18 protein-coding genes are annotated in these 17698 nt (G+C 56.5%); 8 read left to right on the forward strand and 10 right to left on the reverse strand.

Annotated features, from left to right (window positions below):
* Nucleotides 1-142: 142 nt before the first annotated feature.
* Nucleotides 143-919, forward strand: a complete 777-nt coding sequence (locus tag GN111_RS27515) for a CoA-transferase subunit beta (protein ID WP_155306818.1) — start codon at nucleotides 143-145, stop codon at nucleotides 917-919.
* A 35-nt stretch (nucleotides 920-954) separates the two neighbouring features.
* Entirely contained in the window at nucleotides 955-1956 is a 1002-nt protein-coding gene (locus GN111_RS27520; RefSeq protein WP_170302486.1) for a protein kinase family protein, read from the forward strand.
* A gap of 14 nt (nucleotides 1957-1970) precedes the next feature.
* Here GN111_RS27520 and GN111_RS27525 read toward each other — a convergent pair whose 3' ends face one another.
* The 8 genes from GN111_RS27525 to GN111_RS27560 all read right to left on the reverse strand — a co-directional run bounded on the left by GN111_RS27525 (nucleotide 1971) and on the right by GN111_RS27560 (nucleotide 9964).
* Complete coding sequence (locus GN111_RS27525; protein ID WP_155306820.1) at nucleotides 1971-2141, reverse strand: hypothetical protein; 171 nt, start codon at nucleotides 2139-2141, stop codon at nucleotides 1971-1973.
* 239 nt (nucleotides 2142-2380) lie between these two features.
* Complete coding sequence (locus GN111_RS27530; protein WP_155306821.1) at nucleotides 2381-2812, reverse strand: FKBP-type peptidyl-prolyl cis-trans isomerase; 432 nt, start codon at nucleotides 2810-2812, stop codon at nucleotides 2381-2383.
* A gap of 42 nt (nucleotides 2813-2854) precedes the next feature.
* Nucleotides 2855-3073 carry a hypothetical protein gene (locus GN111_RS27535; RefSeq protein WP_155306822.1) on the reverse strand — a complete coding sequence of 73 codons (219 nt, stop codon included), beginning with the start codon at nucleotides 3071-3073 and terminating at the stop codon, nucleotides 2855-2857.
* A gap of 73 nt (nucleotides 3074-3146) precedes the next feature.
* The gene (locus GN111_RS27540) at nucleotides 3147-4298 is read right to left on the reverse strand and encodes an osmoprotectant NAGGN system M42 family peptidase (RefSeq protein ID WP_155306823.1); all 1152 of its coding nucleotides are present in this window, start codon (nucleotides 4296-4298) and stop codon (nucleotides 3147-3149) included.
* Between the two features lie 6 nt (nucleotides 4299-4304).
* Complete coding sequence (gene ngg, locus GN111_RS27545; RefSeq protein ID WP_155306824.1) at nucleotides 4305-6044, reverse strand: N-acetylglutaminylglutamine synthetase; 1740 nt, start codon at nucleotides 6042-6044, stop codon at nucleotides 4305-4307.
* A 16-nt stretch (nucleotides 6045-6060) separates the two neighbouring features.
* On the reverse strand, nucleotides 6061-7833 hold the full coding sequence (locus GN111_RS27550; protein WP_155306825.1) for an N-acetylglutaminylglutamine amidotransferase: 1773 nt from the start codon (nucleotides 7831-7833) through the stop codon (nucleotides 6061-6063).
* Between the two features lie 156 nt (nucleotides 7834-7989).
* Nucleotides 7990-9102 (reverse strand): mechanosensitive ion channel family protein, encoded by a 1113-nt coding sequence (locus GN111_RS27555; protein ID WP_155306826.1) that lies wholly within the window; start codon nucleotides 9100-9102, stop codon nucleotides 7990-7992.
* Nucleotides 9103-9109: 7 nt separating this feature from the next.
* Entirely contained in the window at nucleotides 9110-9964 is an 855-nt protein-coding gene (locus tag GN111_RS27560; protein WP_155306827.1) for an HAD-IIB family hydrolase, read from the reverse strand.
* 286 nt (nucleotides 9965-10250) lie between these two features.
* Between GN111_RS27560 and amrS the strand changes: the two genes are divergently transcribed.
* Nucleotides 10251-11264, forward strand: coding sequence for an AmmeMemoRadiSam system radical SAM enzyme (gene amrS, locus GN111_RS27565; RefSeq protein WP_155306828.1), 1014 nt, complete (start codon nucleotides 10251-10253; stop codon nucleotides 11262-11264).
* A 15-nt stretch (nucleotides 11265-11279) separates the two neighbouring features.
* Here amrS and GN111_RS27570 read toward each other — a convergent pair whose 3' ends face one another.
* Entirely contained in the window at nucleotides 11280-12209 is a 930-nt protein-coding gene (locus GN111_RS27570; RefSeq protein WP_155306829.1) for an Lcl C-terminal domain-containing protein, read from the reverse strand.
* 22 nt (nucleotides 12210-12231) lie between these two features.
* The gene (locus GN111_RS27575; RefSeq protein WP_155306830.1) at nucleotides 12232-12633 is read right to left on the reverse strand and encodes a hypothetical protein; all 402 of its coding nucleotides are present in this window, start codon (nucleotides 12631-12633) and stop codon (nucleotides 12232-12234) included.
* 362 nt (nucleotides 12634-12995) lie between these two features.
* On the opposite strand from GN111_RS27575, the gene GN111_RS27580 reads away from it, so the two are divergent.
* The 5 genes from GN111_RS27580 to GN111_RS27600 all read left to right on the forward strand — a co-directional run bounded on the left by GN111_RS27580 (nucleotide 12996) and on the right by GN111_RS27600 (nucleotide 17658).
* Nucleotides 12996-13286, forward strand: a complete 291-nt coding sequence (locus GN111_RS27580) for a sll1863 family stress response protein (protein ID WP_155306831.1) — start codon at nucleotides 12996-12998, stop codon at nucleotides 13284-13286.
* 237 nt (nucleotides 13287-13523) lie between these two features.
* Nucleotides 13524-13823, forward strand: coding sequence for a sll1863 family stress response protein (locus GN111_RS27585; protein ID WP_155306832.1), 300 nt, complete (start codon nucleotides 13524-13526; stop codon nucleotides 13821-13823).
* Nucleotides 13824-13854: 31 nt separating this feature from the next.
* The gene (locus tag GN111_RS27590) at nucleotides 13855-15990 is read left to right on the forward strand and encodes a VTT domain-containing protein (RefSeq protein WP_155306833.1); all 2136 of its coding nucleotides are present in this window, start codon (nucleotides 13855-13857) and stop codon (nucleotides 15988-15990) included.
* Entirely contained in the window at nucleotides 15991-16677 is a 687-nt protein-coding gene (locus tag GN111_RS27595; protein ID WP_155306834.1) for an endonuclease/exonuclease/phosphatase family protein, read from the forward strand.
* A gap of 246 nt (nucleotides 16678-16923) precedes the next feature.
* On the forward strand, nucleotides 16924-17658 hold the full coding sequence (locus GN111_RS27600) for an SDR family oxidoreductase (RefSeq protein ID WP_155306835.1): 735 nt from the start codon (nucleotides 16924-16926) through the stop codon (nucleotides 17656-17658).
* The last annotated feature ends 40 nt before the right edge of the window (nucleotides 17659-17698 follow it).

The raw sequence follows: 17698 nt of genomic DNA on the forward strand, positions 1-17698 counted from the left end.
ATACTCCATATATTCCTCCGGTTCGAATTCGCCGCCCGCCTTGAACTCGGGCGAAATCTACCCTTTCCGGCCGATACCTGTTAAAGACCGAACGGATAAAATCGCATTCCACGCGTAAAATGAGAACACGGAAATATTACCCATGACCAAACAAACCGACTACACCCAACGCGAGATGATGGCCGTGGCTGCCGCCCGGGAGATCCGTGACGGCGACATCGTCTTTTGCGGCACCGGCATCTCCATGCTGGCCGCCATGGCCGCCAAGCACATCAGTGCCCCCAACTCCGTGATTTTTTTCGAGACCGGTGCCATCGACTCCCAGCTTGAGGAGGTGCCCCTGGCTGTGGGCGACTCCCGGGTGATGTTCGCCACATCGGTCAACGGCAGCCTGGCCGATGCCTTCGCCACCATGCAGAACCGCTTCACAGGCCGGAAGGTGGTGGGGATCATGGGCGCGGCCCAGATCGATCCATACGGCAATCTCAACTCCACCGTCATCGGCGACTACGATGCCCCCAAGGTTCGTTTTTCCGGCAGCGGCGGTGCCTGCGACGTGGCCTCCTTTGTCAACCGGACCATCATTTTTATGCAGCACGCCCGGCGCAAATTCGTCCCCAAGCTGGACTACCTCACCAGTCCGGGATGGCTCGACGGCCCCGACGGCCGTAAAAACGCCGGCCTGCCCGGCGGCGGACCGGCTTGCGTAATTACCGACATGGCCATCATGGGATTCGACGAACGGAGCCGCAAAATGCTTCTGCGGGGGTGCTTTGCGGGTGTAACCAAAGACACGGTGCTGGACAACATGGGGTTTTCCGTGGACACTTCACGGGCCGAAACGATCCCACCGCCGTCGGCGGAAGAGTTGGCCATTTTGAGGGAAAAGTGCGACCCCCAGCGTTTGATTCTGGGATAGCAACCTCTCCCGGAATGCAGAGAAGAACGTCAACAATGGCAAGCGATCATCACCCTTCAGAGAAATCCCAAAACGGGACGCCGGCGATGGACAGGGAAACCATCGATCGGCGGGTGGCCGAACTGTTCCCCAGTCTGGCGGACCGCCGCCAGTTTGCCACTCATATCGATACCACCGATTTTTACAAAGTGGACTACGGCGATGTTCTGGTGCTCGGCAATCATCCCTACCTGATTCTGAACAACGCCAAGGAAGGGCGCTTCGGCCTGGACGACCAGGAGAAATTCTGGGTCAAGCGCGCCATAGATCTGGACAGCGGCCAGCGAAAAATCATCAAGCTGGTTTTCTTCGAAAAGTTCGAAGCCCGTATCGGCGATACGACCTTCGATTGCTTTCGAAGTCCCCGCAAGGAGGCGCGTATTCTTTCAAAGGTGGGTAATCATCCTCATTTCATGCATGGATATGCTACCGAGGACAGCCAGGGGAACATTATCCGCGTATTGGATTTCATCTACGGAAAATCGCTCCACAATACCGTCGAGGACCTGACCTGCAGCCATTCGGAATACTTCTGCAAAATATTTCCCGAGGTGTTCAAAAACTTTATTACCTGCGTTGAAGCCATCGGATTTTTGCACCGGCAGAACGAGAAACACGGCGACATCCGGCGGGATCATATCCTTATCGATCGGGAAAGCGGCAATTACCGGTGGATCGATTTCGATTTCAACTACCGCCACCGTGAGAATATTTACGGATACGATCTTTTCGGCATCGGCAATATCCTCATTTACCTGGTGGGAAAGGGCGATGTTCTGCTTCCGGACCTTTCTCGAAGTTCTCATCCCGCCATGGACAGGATTACACCGGAAGACCGGAACATCGTTTTCCATCACCGCCTGGCCAACCTGAAACTCGTCTACCTCTATATTCCGGAATCCCTCAACCGCATTTTACTCCATTTCTCGATGGGCGCCAACTGGTACTACGAACATGTGGATCAGTTGCTGGAAGATCTTTCCTGTGTGCATTTGTGATCCTTAAAACCGAATCAGGTCATCTGAATCAGAAGAGATTTGATTTCCGACACGTCTTCATCCAAATTTGCCGGGAGCTCTTCTTTGATGTCGCTCACTTCGTCGGCAATCGCCTCGACCCTTTCTTCTATGGCTTCAAGCTTCTTCTCGATCATGACCAACGCTGCCTTTATTTCGGCATCCATTGTCCCCCCTGTTTCTTTGTCAGTGCCCATCCAAAAATGGCCCATTTGCCCGATATCTCTGTTGCACGAATAATTTTATTCTCGGAATATCAACCAGATACACCCCAAGGGCATTTCCTTCGGGTACCTGCGGTAAAATTTTTCGTGCGCCTCGATCTTGACCGAATTTTCCTATTTCTGGATGAACACTGGTTAAGATTCATGGACCCTGATTGTTACTATAGGATAAACGCACCGTTTTATGCAAATTCAACCAGCTTGATGTCAAATGTGAGCGTCTCCCCGGCAAGCGGGTGATTGGCATCCAGCGTGACGGTTTGATCGGAAATGTCGGTTACTATCGCCTTGACGTCGTTTCCATGATCGTCTTTGACTTGAATCCGGCTGCCGACTTCAAGGTCTTCATCCTGTTCCGGCACCTGGTAAAGGGGAACCTCGGAAACTAATTCGGACTTTTTTTCTCCAATGGCCTCATGGGGCTGCAGCCGAACTGTTTTTTTCTGGCCCTCCATCATTCCGATTACGCTCTTTTCGAAACATTCGATCAGTTTTCCTTCTCCGATGGTCAATTCCAACGGTTCTCCGTCGCCTGTCGTCGCAATTTCGCTGCCATCGTCGGCACAGCAGGTAAAATGAACCCGGACGGTATCTCCTTCCTGCACGCTACGCATATGATCACTCCTTTTTCTGTTGAGAGGTAATTTCCGATCCATTCAAGCTTGACAGTATCGGTTGTAGACGTCGTACTGAGTCGCATTGATTTTCTCGTCGTTCACGGCCTGATCATCTTCGATTTCAACGGGTTCCGTGAACAGATCGTACTCCAGGGCCTTGACAATGCCCTGGGGTGTGATCATCAGGGCCTGGCCGTTCTCGTCTTCATCCAGATGAACGAATGATTGGCCGGTTTTTTTGTTTTTGCAGATTTCCATAATGACGTGTTCTCCCAAAGTCCTGTTTGGTTGGTTTAAAGGTAATGGCGATGATCCCGATCCACACCGTTCGTCAGGTTTCAATTTGAATCACCTCCCGATCGGGTTGATGGGGAAACCCGTTCAAAGATGCCAGCGTGTCTTTGTCCCGGCTGAATGTCGGTGCACTTTGGACGTACAGCGCTATCAGATCGGCAACGGCGATCAGAGACGACAGGTGCGTCCGTTCGTATCCGTGAGATCCGTCCAGGCCAAACCCCAGCAGAGCGGTACGGGTGTCGTTGCCCGCCTCGATGGCCGAAGCCGAATCGCTGCGATAGAAACGAAAGACATCCTTGATCAGGTCAATCCCGTTTTCCCTGCCAAGGGCCAGCAATTTGCGGCTCAGGTGATAATCGAATGGGCCGGTCTGATCCATCATGCACACAACGGCATGAAACTCCGTCGCATTCTGGTTGGGGGCCACCGGTGCGTGGTCGATCACCACCATTTCGGTCACATCGCCATATACGGCTGCGGAAGCCCCCGACCCGACCTCTTCAAAAATGGTAAATATCAGATGACAATCGATGGGAATGTCGATTTTTTCTTCCTTAAGGGCCTTGGCCACGGTGAGCAGGATGGCCACGCCGGCCTTGTCGTCCAAATGGCGGGCGTTGATGAAACCAGCATCCGAAATCTCGGGCAGTGCATCGAAGGCGACAAAATCGCCGACCTGAATATCGGTTTTGATCGTTTCTCCCGGCTGTTGCCCTTCGTCATCCACGCGGAGTTCTACGTGGTCCCAGCCGGCGGGTTGGGTATCCACAGCTTCGCCGTAGGCATGGCCGGAGCTCTTCAGCGGCAGTACCGTCCCCCTGATCGGCCCACTGTCGGCATAGATCGTGACGCGACCGCCTTCGGCGAAACGGCTGGACCACGTGCCCACCGATGCGATGGCCAGGCGGCCGTTGGGTTTTACCCGGCGAACCATGGCGCCGAGGGTGTCCAGATGGACCGTCACAGCCCGGTCCAGCGTGTCACGCATGCGGCCTTTCAATGTGGCCCGGATGGCCCCCCGCCGCGTGACATTATGGGCGATGCCGAGCTTTTGCAGCTCCTGGCCGACAAAATGAACGATCTGATCGGTGTAACCGGACGGGCTGGGGATGTTCAGCAAAGCGACCAGGATGTGCTTCAGGTAGTGAGAATCGATGGGAACGCGGGTCACTGGTTTTTTCTCCATTCAGGCTCAGGCGGCGGTTTGCGGGAAAAGCAGATCCACAAACCGTTCTGCCGTGGGCTGGGGTTCATGGTTGGCCAGTCCCGGTCGTTCGTTGGCTTCGATCATGACATAATCGGGCCGTTTCGGATCGGGAACGATCATGTCGAGACCGGTAACCGGGATATCCAGCGCTTCGGCAGCCTGCTCGGCGGCCTCGACCAGGACCGGATGGATGATCGGGGTTACGTCTTCGATGGTTCCGCCGGTGTGCAGATTGGCGGTTTTGCGCACCCGTACCTTCTCTTCGGCGGGAATGACCGCCTCCAGGTCGTATCCGGTCTGCCGCACGCAGCGCCGGGTTTCGCCGTCCAACGGGATCCGACTTTCACCGTCGGTTGCGCTGGCCCTTCGGCGATTATACTTCTCGATCAGTTCGCTCAGGCGGTGCCGTCCGGTACCGGTAATGACCGGTGGCCGGCGTATCGCCGCCGCAACCATTTTGTGATCGATGACAATCAAACGCAGATCCTCGCCGGACACATAGGATTCCAGAATTACATCCTCGCAGAAGCGACTGGCCCATTCGACGGCCTTTTCGAGGGCTTCGGCCGAGCGCACGTCCACGCTGATGCCATGGCCCTGTTCCCCTCGGGCGGGTTTTACCACCACCCGTTGAAGGTCTTTCAGGATGGCTGCGTTGGCCCCGGGATCGTCAAGATTGGCCGGGAACTGCTGTGGCACATTCAAACCGGCGGACCGCAGGACCCGGTGGGTCAGGCGTTTGTCGTCGCAGCGGCTCATGGTGATGGCCGAGGTCAATTCGGTCAGCGATTCCCGGCAGACGATGGATCGTCCGCCGTGGATCAGCCGGAAGTAGTTGTGCTCATCGTCGATGACCTCCACGCGAATTCCGCGCCGCCGGGCTTCATCGGTGATGATCCGGGCATACAAGTTCAGTTGTTCCTCCGGGGGTGAAGCCGTGAAGAAGGGCTCGTTGATCTGGTTTTTGCGCTTGACGCAGAAAACCGGCACGCGCTGGAATCCCAGCTTTTCATACAGCGCGATGGCTTCGGTGTTGTCATGCATAACCGACAGATCTAAATAGCTGCGGCCGCGCGCCAGATAGTGCTCAGCCAGATGACACACCAGGGCCTCGCCCACGCCGGGTGCGTGAGCCTGGGGATCCACCGCCAGACACCACAGGCTGGCACCGGATTCCGGGTCGTTGAAGGCCTCGACGTGGTCCAGTCCCGTCACCGTACCGATAATCCGTTTGCTTTTCAGGTCTTCCGCCACCAGATAGGTCCGTATTCGGGAGGTGTTGGAACCCGTGAAAAATGAAGGATCCGCGGTAACCATTTTCCGGGAGCGGTAGATTCGATTGACGGCTTCGGCATCCTTCCGGGTGTCCAGCCGTCGCACGGTGAATGTCGGCCACCGATTGCGGCCGGGACGATAGTCGTGGAACCACAGCCGATAGGTATGCGACGGGTCCATGAAAAGTTTGTCCGGCCCCATGGATAGCATGACGTGGGGATCGCGCAGGTAAAAGGCGATATCGCGCTTTCCGGCGCCCTCCTTGCAAATCGTGTCGAAAAGGGTCGTTGCGTCGTTAAAGGTGTGGCCGAAAAGTATCCGTCCCCATCCCATCTCCACGACCGCGTCGTTTTTCAGGCGTACGGCATCCGGCCCTGTGGCCGGCTGCCAATTCTTCAAGGAGAGGCTGTTCATGCGTTCCAGACGGTCTTTGCGACTGCGGGCATGCATTGTGTTGACCTCCTTTTTACAGTCCCTGAACGGACAGCCAATGCTCGAGAACGACGATCTGCCAGAGCTTGGACCCGCTCAGGGGGGTGATGTGTGCGTCGGGATCCCGGAAAAGATGATCCACATAGTCCGGGTTGAAGATCTTCCGCTGTCTGCTTTTCGTGCCATGGAGCGTATCGGAGACGAAGTCCAGGTAATCGCCGTCCAGGTATTTTAAGGCCGGTACGGGAAAATAGCCTTTGGGGCGATCGATGACATCGGCGGGAATCACGGTTCGGGCCGCCTCCTTGAGCACATATTTACCGCCATGGTTCACTTTCAGTTCGGCGGGAATCCGGGCGGCAAATTCCACCAGCTCATGATCCAGAAAGGGAACACGGGCTTCCAGTCCCCAGGCCATGGTCATGTTGTCCACACGTTTGACCGGGTCGTCGGTCAACATCACCGTGGTGTCGATCCGCAGGGCGCGGTCGATCGTGGATTGTGCGCCGGGCCGGGAAAAGTGGCGGCGGACGAAATCGAGGCTGTGATCCTCGCCCACGAAGCGTTCGTCGACTGCGGCGGCATATTCGGTATGCGGGCGGTCGAAAAAATGACCGACGTAATCGAAAACCCCATCGCGACTTTTCATCATCGGCGGGTACCAGTGATACCCACCGAAGATTTCATCGGCGCCCTGGCCGCTTTGAACGACCTTGACATGCCGGGATACGGCCTGGCTGAGCAGATAAAAACCGATGCAGTCGTGGCTGACCATGGGTTCGCTCATGGAGCGGATGCAACTGTCCAGAGCAGGCAGCACCTGTCCGTCCTGCGCTTCGATTTTGTGATGGTCGGTGCCGTAATGACGGGCAATGATGTCCGAATAGAAAAATTCGTTGCCCGCTTCATCGTTGACATCCTTAAAACCAATGGAAAAGGTGTTGATATTCCACTGACCCAGTTCAGCCAGCAGGCCCACAACCAGGCTGGAGTCGAGTCCTCCGGAGAGCAGCACGCCGACGGGGACATCGGCGGTGAGTCTTCGCTTGATGGCCTTGCGCAGATAAACCAGCAGCAGTTCCGCCCATTCCTCCAAGCCGTATTCCCGTTCGTCGGCTTTGGGGGTGAAATCCAGGGTCCAGTATTCCTTTTCATGAACGCCGCCGTCAGGGTCCACGGTCAGCGTCGTGCCAGGCTCCAGTTTTTTGACGCTCTCGAGAATCGTATGGGGTGCCGGCACCACCGAATGAAAGGTCATGTAATGGTGCAGGGCCACAGGGTCGATGGCGGTGTCGATATCGTCGTAAACCAGCAGCGCCGGCAAGGAAGAGGCGAAACGAAAGGCGCTGCCCGTCTGGTTGTAGTACAGCGGTTTGATGCCCAGCCGGTCCCTGGCGATGAATGCTTTGCCGCTGTCCCGGTGGACAATGGCAAAGGCGAACATGCCGTTGAAGCGTCTGACGCAGTCTTCTCCCCAGGCGTGATAGGCCTTGATGATGACTTCGGTGTCGCCCTGGGAGAAGAAGCAGTAGCCTTTATCTTCCAGTTCCTTGCGTAGCTCCGGGTAGTTATAGATCGCGCCGTTGAATACGATGGACAGCCCCAGGGCGTTGTCCACCATGGGCTGGTGGGCGCGTTCGCTCAGGTCGATGATCTTCAACCGACGGTGTCCGATGGCGTTGCCGCCGTGGACATGCAGGCCCAATGCATCGGGTCCGCGTTTTTTCAGGGCCTCCGTCATTTCGAAGACCGAAGCGACATCGGACGGGTGGCCGTTAAAGCTGATCTGGCCGCAAATTCCACACATGGCTTCAGGGTCCTCCTTCAGTTTTTTCTCTGTTCCGTATAATCCCGGGAATCATATGAAATTGCCAAAAGATGCCGGCAATCCGCTGACGGGATTCAACGTCGAATATACCAAAGCGGTACGGTGTTCATATGGGGGGTTCTGTGTATACGGGTTTCATGCAGGCTGTATTGACGCCGCAGTCTGTTCCGGTGCCGTGTTTCGGGAGCTATGGTTGAGGTAAAGCGTCTGGGTGGGGTAGGCGAACCGGATCTGCCGTTCTTCGAACTGCCGGTAGATTTCCAGATTGATGGCCTGCTGGATGTCCATGTAGACATTGTAATCCGGTGAAAGCACATAATAGACCGTTTCGAAGGTGAGCGCGAAGTTCCCGTAGCCCTGGAAATGCGCGCGGTCGAATCGCACGTGATCCTGGTCTTCGATGATTTTACGGATCAATTCGGGGATCGCCTTCAACGCTTCATAATCCGTCTGATAGACGACGCCGATGGAGAAAACCACCCGTCGCTCGGCCATGCGTTTGTAATTGCGGATGCGGCTTTTGAGAAGATCGCTGTTGGAAAAGACGAGCTGTTCGCCGGACAGGCTGCGAATGCGGGTGGTTTTCAAACCGATGTATTCGATGCTGCCCATGTGCGTATCGACGATGATGAAATCCCCGATCACAAACGGCTTGTCCAGCAAAATGGAAAGGGAGGCGAAGATGTCCCCCAGGATATTCTGCAGCGCCATGGCGACGGCAATACCGCCGATGCCCAGGCTGGCCACCAGGGTGGTGATCTTGACGCCGGGGACATTGTCCAGGGCCAGCAGCACGGCAACGGCAAACAGCACCGCCCGTGAGACGAAGGTCAGGGCGCGCAGGGTGGTAATGCGTTCGCCGGTATCGTGCACGTATTTTTTCTGATAGCGTTTGTACCAGAAGGTGATGAGTACATTTAGGGACCGGGTGATCTGCAGGATCACCGCGATCGTTGCGATGGCGGGGACCCAGATACTCCACTTTTTGGGGATATCCAGCCCCTGAATGCCGATATAGGCAAAAAGCACCGCCACAATGGGCATGGAAACGCTTTTGACAATCGCGGCGATCAGGGCATTGACATCGTCGTCACGCTCCTGGTCGCGTCTGAAGAGATGGCGTACGAGAAAATCCCGAATGAGTTTGACGGTCAGCAGCAGGCCGACGGCAATGCCGACGGCAATCAGCCAGGTTTCGACCGAATTGGACCATAGTTTGGTGTCGAGGATGTTTTTGATGTCCAGCATGGGCGCCTCAAGAAAGTACCGATTTCAGCCAAGCGGCGGTCTCGGGAAAGAAGTGGACTACGCCTTCGATGACCCCGGCAGCGTAGTTGCCATTCATTTGGCCCCATCCGCCTCTGGCCGGATAGAGTTGGTCCGCCATACCGTTTTGCGACAGTCGCTCCAACGCCGTCTGCCGTAAACTTTTGGAGGCGTTGTTCACCAGGATTGCCGGGAGCCCGCTGGTCAGCACATCCAGGTCATTGCCGCTGTCACCGGCAAAAACGACCCTGGATTCATTGAGCCGTTCCTCCGCCATTAGAAAACGGATGGCCTCGAGCTTGTTGGCCCGCCGTGGAAGAATGTCCAGCAGTCCGCATCGGGCCTCCTCGTCACGGCTCCAGATGACATTGGCCACGATGCCGCGGTCCTCCAGAATGCCGGCGATCTTATCCTCTAACTGTTGGGTGCCATTCGAAAAACTTGTGAAGTAACTGACTTTATATCGATTCTGTTTTTCCGGCGGCTGAAGGCGAAAATCGTCGATCTCCAGATCCTTCAACATCCGGACGATGTCGTCGTGGCCGCTTCCGCGCCAGTTTTGTCCGATCTCCTCCTGCCATACCGAATTGGCCAGCCATCGGCCGCCGATAACCCGATACATCGTGGTGCCCACATCGCCGATGACGAAGTCGGGTTCGGGAAGCTCATATTCCTTGATGGCCTGATCGACGAGCCTTTTATCGCGCCCGCTGACGTAGGCCAGCCTGAGTTTCGGATGGGCGGTCAGGTGAGCCAACACCTTCCGCGCCTGCGGAGATTCCGGCTCGGCGCCATTGGGGATCAGTGTCCGGTCCAAATCACTGGCTAGTAGAAGTGTCTTCATGGCATATCCGTAAGTTATAGACTTTTGACTTCCGGTTGCATCAATATCATCCGGATTCATTTTTGAGGATGTTGCTCGATGACTTCATCGCACCGATGAAAATCTACATAAATCGTGAGGCTTCAACCATGGGGGGACAACCCCATTATTTCATGCGACAGGCCCTATTATTGGGTGCCTATCCTTTTGCGGGCGGTCGTGGATGCGCACTCTGGTATTGGCATGGGTTTACTAAATCGAAATTGTAATTTAAGATTAAAAAACAAGACAACATGCGAGGTGGATCATGCATGAAGCCCGATTTTTCGAAAAACTGGAAGATGACAAGGTCAAGTGTCACCTCTGCGCCCACGAGTGCACCATCGATCCGGGCAAGCGGGGAATCTGCGCGGTGCGCGAAAACCGCGAAGGAACTCTGTATTCGCTGGTCTACGGCCGTTTGATCTCCGGAAACGCAGACCCCATCGAGAAAAAACCGCTGTTCCATTTTCTGCCCGGCACGCGCTCCTATTCCATCGCTACCGTAGGGTGCAACCTGCAGTGTCAGCACTGCCAGAACGCCGATATTTCACAATACCCGCATTCCCACGACGGAGACATTACCGGTACAAACCTGACGCCTGCCCAGGTCGTTGCCAAGGCTGTCGCCAGCGGCTCGGCCTCCATCGCCTACACCTACACCGAGCCGACGATCTTTGCCGAGTTTGCCTGGGACACCGCCCGGCTGGCCCGTGAAAAAGGCCTGCGCAATGTTTTCGTCTCCAACGGATTTATGACCGAGGCTTCGGCAACCGCCATGGCCGATGTCCTCGATGGGGATAACATCGACCTGAAAAGCTTTTCGGACCGCTTCTACCGCAAGGTCTGCAAAGCCAGACTCCAGCCGGTGCTGGACACCATCACACGTATGAAGAAGCTGGGCGTGTGGGTTGAAGTGACGACCCTGCTCATCCCGGGCCTGAACGATTCTGACGAGGAATTGCACGACATTGCCCAGTTCCTGCATGCCACGGGACCGGAAATTCCCTGGCATGTGACCGCTTTTTATCCCACCTACAAGCTGCTCGACCGACCGCCCACGCCGCTGGCAACCCTGCGTCGCGCCAGGGAAATCGGACTTGCGGCCGGTCTGCGCTACGTCTATACCGGCAATATCTCCGGCGATCCGGGGGAGAATACTTTTTGTCCGGGCTGCGACCGTCTGCTTATCGAACGCAGCGGATTTTCCATTCGGCAAAACCGCATCGCCGATGGCGCCTGCCCCGAATGCGGCGCCCGCGTGGACGGTGTCTGGCGGTAAGGACCGGTACGTCGCCTATCGGCCGAGCACCGGCCAGAGAAAGAACTCCTCATGGGGTTTGAACCCCACACCGACCTGGCCGTCGCGGGTATACAGGGTCCAGGCGTAGCGAGGTTCATAGACGCTGGTGGTCGAGGACCAGTAGGCATCCTGGATCTCGGTAAAGGGATGGCCGGCGGGAAGGGCAGGGGTATGGGCATCGAGTGCCACCAGGCTTTCCAGTTCCCGGATATTGGGCAGCCGCCATTCGTGGTCTTTTTCCGATCCGGGCCCGCTGAGGGATTTTACCGCCGAAAGGGCGTCCTGCCAGTTCAGGCGACGACCGACCGGGTTGGCGTTCCTGCTCCAGATCAATCCGGTTTTTGTGTCGTAAACACAGTCGCCGTCGATCAAGAACCGGTCGCCATGGCTATGTTTATTTCGTTCCTGTGCCTTGGCCCCCGGGCATACCGGCCAGAGCAGGTATGAGCCCTGCTTCATGCCCCTGTGGACGCGGCCGCCGCCCAGATGGACATACCAGGCCTGATCGGGAAGGCGGCAGCAACTGTCCCGGGTCCAGTAGTAGCCGTTGAAGATATTCTCGAAGGGATGATTCTCCCCAATGGCCGGATTGATGTGCTGGTGGCTGATCAGTGAAAAGAGAAGATCCCGGGACGGAAGCTGCCAGTCGCCATAGCCATGCGTGCGGCGGTCCCGCATTTTCGCGACGGTGGCCAGGGCTTCATGCCAGGTCTGTGGAAATCCGTCCGGATTGGCGTCCCGGGCCCAGATCACTCCGGTGAGCCTGTCCTCGACCACACGGTTTTTGGGTGAGAACCGCTGGTCGCGCATGCGTTGATGCACTTTCCCGACCGATGCGTCCTGGCCGGTGCCGCTGCAATCGATATGCTGACCGTCTTGCGTGTAGCAGCGAACCTGATCGGTCTCCAGAAGATCGTGATGCATATCCGCCCATCCTTTCCGTCGGTTACTGGTCAAAGGCAATGAACGGCTTCGATTCGATATAACCGCCGTCGTTGAGCATTTCGTGGTTCTCGACGTCCGGTGCGAAACCAAAGGTATCCACGCCTTCTCCGAAAACCCCGGGAAGGGAGTGGCTGACCGAAGCGGGAAACGCGCCCGCGGAAAATTGCATCCGCGTGATGATCGGTTTGGTGGGAACCTGCTCGAACCTCAGGATTTCCTCGATGTACACGTTGACGATGTTGACCATCTCTTTGGCACTGGTTTTCATTTTTTTGATATGATCTTCGAATTGCGAGACGGCATCGTCGGGATTTTCTGCATCCACGATGCAGGTCAGATACCCGTGCCGCTGTCTGTCGTCGTTATCGATTTCGTCGAAAGAAAAATGGCCGATAAAGAGCATGGTTGCCTCCCTTTGGGTTGGCTGGTTAAGTGTCGAAAAACGATCCTATTAAAGATTGACGCTGCATGGAAAGTAGCGACAGGCCCTAAATGGTTGCTGGGGAGACCCTATTTTTCATGCAAGGAAACCGCTTCGCGGATGTTATAAGGAAAGCCCTTGAAAACCCCGTCTCGCCAACAATTCATCGCTTTTTTTCGCCGCTTGCCTCGATGGGTGGTCCCGCTTATAATAGTGCTGTTGTTCGGGCGGTTTGTCCTGTTTTTGTTGTTTCACCTGTGGTCGTAATTTTTTTCAGGATATTAGGAACCACCCGAGAACCTGGGTCGGCGATGCCGGCACGTTTGCGTTGAAAGGAAGCGGCCATGTCTACAAAAACAGTTTTTCTCGAGACCGTCAAATCGAGATTGGCGGCTCTGAAAGCCGATGCGGATCTCCTGCAGTCAAAGGCAGGGCGGATTGGCAATAAAGAGTTGCGCCAGTATACAAGGACCATTCAAGAGATCCTCGCAAAGATTCAGCAGGTCGAAAAACGGTTCACGACGAGCAGTAAGGCGAACGTGGACACTTGGCCGGCCCTGAAGCGGAAGACAGAAGATGCCTTTATCCAAATCGAAGCGCTTGTAAAAAAGGCCAAAGAGACGTATCTGCATTAATTGGATGGGCACGATCTACCCACTATCTGATGTTTTAATCAATGCCTGCCCCCATTTCCTCGTCGGCGTCCTTTTCCTATAGTATATGTCGCCACCTTGAAGCGTTCCATAATGGGAGGATCCATCGAAATCGATGGGATCAGCCTGCCTCGAGCATTCGGAATGCCCCCGATCTCGATGGTCGCTTAACCACAGGAACGCTTTTTAATCCTCGACAACTGGTAAAGGAGGTTAACGATGTCCAAAAGAGACCTTTTTGTCGAAAATCTAAAACGCAAGCTGGACGGATGGAATGCCGAACTGGACAGACTGGAAGCCAAAGCCGATGCCATCGATGCCCAAAGCCGGGAACGCTACCGAACCACCGTACAGGAAGTGAAAGAGCAGGTTCAGCAGTTGGAAAATAAATACCTGGTGCTGAAGAATTCTACGGCGGATGCGTGGCAGGATTTGAAGTCCGGGTTTGAACTCGCCTGGCAGGATTTCGAGGCCGGCGCCAAAGCGGCCTTGAAAAAAGTGACCGGAAATAAATATTGACGACTCCTGTTACCGCTAAAGGATATTCTCAGTGGAAAATTTACTGGATCCTTCGAAGAACTGTTATCGGCAGGTAAAGGCCCGTCGTGCCGCCTTCATTGTCGATGGCGAGGCCTATTTCCGTGCGATCCATGAATCGCTCCGAAAGGCTCGCCACAGCATTTTCATCGTCGGGTGGGACCTGCACAGCGACCTGCGTCTGGTTCGCGGAGAGGGTCGTGGCGGCTGGCCGTCCCGTCTCGGAGCGTTTCTCGGTCACCTGGTCTCCGAGAAAAAGGGGCTTCACGTCTATTTGCTGAATTGGGATTTTGCCATGATTTATGCCCTGGAACGTGAGTTTTTCCCGCGGTACAAACTCAAGTGGCGAACCCACAAACGCATCCATTTCCGCCTGGACGGCAACCATCCCGTCGGGGCCTCCCAGCACCAGAAGATCGTTGTGGTCGACGATGCCGTCGCTTTTGCCGGCGGATTGGATCTGAGTAAATGGCGCTGGGACACATCGGCCCATCGGCCAGACGATGAACGCCGTGTGGATCCGGACGGCAATCCCTATCCCCCCTTCCACGATGTTCAGATGGTTGTGGATGGACCGGCCGCAGCAACCCTGGGCGAACTGGTGAGAAAAAGGTGGTCTGACGCCAAGGGCGAATCCCCGGTTGCCGCGCAGACGAACCCTTCGCACGATCCATGGCCTTCCAGCATCGATCCGGATTTCGAACCGGTGCAGGTGGCGGTGGCCCGGACCCTTCCGACCTATGAAAACAGGCGGGGCGTGCGTGAAGTGGAGCATCTTTATCTGGACAGCATCGCGTCCGCCCGGCAATTCATTTACATCGAGAACCAATATTTAAGCTCCCATCGCATCGGCCAGGCCCTGAAACAGCGCCTGGCGGAATCCGACGGCCCCGAGATCGTCATCGTTCTGCCGGAAAAAACCGGTGGGTGGCTCGAACAGCACACCATGGATGTGCTGCGGGGCCGGATTCTGCGCGAACTGCGGAAAGCCGACCGATACGACCGCCTGCGCACCTATTACCCGCGGCTGGCCGAAAATCCCCACTGCGTCTTGATGGTGCATGCCAAAGTCATGGTGATCGACGACACGTTCGTACGGGTGGGATCTTCCAATCTCAGCAACCGCTCCATGGGGCTCGACTCGGAATGCGATCTGGCCATCGCCGCCGGAACCGAAGAATCGGTTCGTTCGACCATCGTCCGCTTTCGTAACCGGCTGCTCGCCGAACATCTGGGCATCGACGGCAATCGCGTGGCCGATGCCGTCGAGAAGAACGCATCGCTGATCCAGGCGGTCGAATCGTTGCGCGATGGTGAACGCACCCTGGTGCCGTTGCCCGGCGAAGTGCCCCCTGAAGTCGACGAATGGGTTCCCGAGTCGGAGCTGCTGGACCCGGAAAAACCGGTGGAACCGGAGGAATTCCTCGACTATGTGGTGCGTCCCGAGCAGCAATCCCTGGCCTACCGTCATCTGCTCAAAATTGTTCTGATGATTTTCGGGGTCCTCCTGCTGGCGGGTCTGTGGCGCTGGACGCCGGCCGGAGAGTGGCTGGATGTCGCTTCTGCGAAAGCGGCCGCCGAGTGGATTCGCCGGCAGCCCATGTCTCCTCTTCTGGTGGTCGGCGGATACATCGTCGGCGGCCTAGTCGTTTTTCCCGTGACCCTGATGGTGATCGCCACCGTGCTGGTGTTCGGCCCCTGGTGGGGCTTTTTCTACGCCCTGATCGGATCTGAGTTGAGCGCCCTTGCCCTGTTCTGGATCGGACGGCTGATGGGCCAGAACACCGTTCGACGTTTCGCCGGCAGCCTGATCAACCGCCTCAGTCAAAAACTGTCCGAATCGGGTGTGATGACCGTGATCACCTTGCGAATCGTTCCCGTGGCTCCGTTTTCGGTCATCAACCTGATCGCCGGTGTTTCCGATATCCAGTTGAAGGATTTTACCCTCGGCACCCTGGTGGGAATGGTTCCCGGCGTCATGGCCATCGTTTTACTGGCCGACCGCATTTCGGCTTCTCTGCAAACACCGGATCTGGGGCGTTTTACCGCCCTGGCGGTGGCGGTGCTGGTGGTCGTGTTCGGCCTCGTCCGGCTTCGTCGATGGGTCGATGGCAGGCGCGGTCGGCGGACGAAAGAGAAGGCTGACTGAATGCGTCTGCGCGTTGCCACGTACAACATTCACCGCTGCATCGGTCGTGACGGCTTCGAAGACCCGGATCGGATCGCCGATGTGCTGCGCCGTATCCATGGCGATGTGATCGCCCTGCAGGAAGTGGCGTACGACATCACCGGGCCGGTAAAAATCCTCGAAGACCTGGCCCGGTCAACAGGCACCGAGGTGATCGCAGGACCGACGCTGCTGGAAGAAAAGGGGCAATACGGCAATGCCTTGCTGACACGCATCCGACCTGTCGGGGTCCGGCGCCTGAATATCAGTGTGCCGGGCAGGGAACCGCGCGGTGCTCTGGCGATGGAACTGGGGATCGGCGGTCGCACGGTCCGTATTGCGGCGACCCATCTCGGTCTTCGTCCCGGAGAGCGGCGCTTCCAGGTTCGACGGTTGTTGACGCTTCTCGATCCGAAAGCGGCTGACGTGACGATCGTTCTGGGCGATTTCAACGAGTGGTACCTCTGGGCGCGGCCGCTGCGATGGCTGACCCGCCGATTGGGTGCCTTGCCGGCGCTTCCCACATTTCCCAGCCACCGCCCGTTGCTGGCCCTGGATCGCATCTGGGTGCACCCCCCTGAAAGCGTCATCCGGTTGCGCCTTCACTGCAGCAAGAAGGCGGCCATGGCGTCGGATCACCTGCCGCTGGTCGCCGACCTTCGCATATAAAATGGGAAAGTTCAGATCACCTGCAGCGTAAAGCCCCTTTTTCCGTTTTGCGCTTCTTTTACCCGCTACCTTTTTGGTGAATACACTATAGGCCCCATGGCAACCACTGGCGGCATGCCTTATTTTTTAAATGTTATGCTGTCATATTAGAATTCAGTTGGGTGATTTTCAAAACGTGAGCATCGGAGTCCTCCCGCGATGGCATCGTTTTTCAAAGATTGTCGCAGCTGCAGAAAGGAGTGTTCCATGAAACCATCGAAACAGCGCGTTGCCCTGGTTACCGGGGCCAACCGTGGAATCGGGTTTGCTGTCGCCGAACGGCTGGCTCAAAGCGAATATACCGTGATCCTGGGTGCACGGGATGAGGATAAAGGGGCGCAGGCGCGCAGTGCGCTTGAGGTGCATGGACGGGATGTTCACGATGTGCCTCTCGACGTAACGGAAGCGACCTCGATCCAGGCCGCCCTGGGCAAAATCAAAGACGTGTTCGGTCGACTGGATGTGTTGGTCAACAACGCCGGTATCCAGATCGATGGCGAAACCACCATCCTGGAACTGGCGCAGGTGACGCTGCAAAATACTTTAGAGACCAATGTCTACGGTCCGCTTCTGTTGAGTCAGGCCTGCATCCCTTTCATGAAGGCGAACGGGTACGGCCGCATCGTCAACATATCCAGTACGCTGGGAGCCTTGAGCGATATTGCCAATCCGGAATCGCCATACACCGGCGTCGATTCCCCGGCCTACCGCATGTCCAAGACCCTGCTCAATGCCATGACGGTCCTGCTGGCCAAGGAACTGCGAGGCAGCAACATCCTGGTCAATTCCGTCTGTCCCGGCTGGGTTCGAACGGACATGGGCGGCCCCCGGGCGCCCCTTTCCGCGGAGGCGGCAGCCGAAACTCCGGTATGGCTGGCGACCCTGCCCGATGGGGGACCGACCGGCGGCTTTTTCAGGGACCGCCAGCCCATTCCCTGGTAGGTTTCAGGTTGCCGGCATGGCAGTTGTCGGGCAATCGATG

Origin of the sequence: Desulfosarcina widdelii, assembly GCF_009688965.1 — a bacterium.
GTDB lineage: Bacteria > Desulfobacterota > Desulfobacteria > Desulfobacterales > Desulfosarcinaceae > Desulfosarcina > Desulfosarcina widdelii.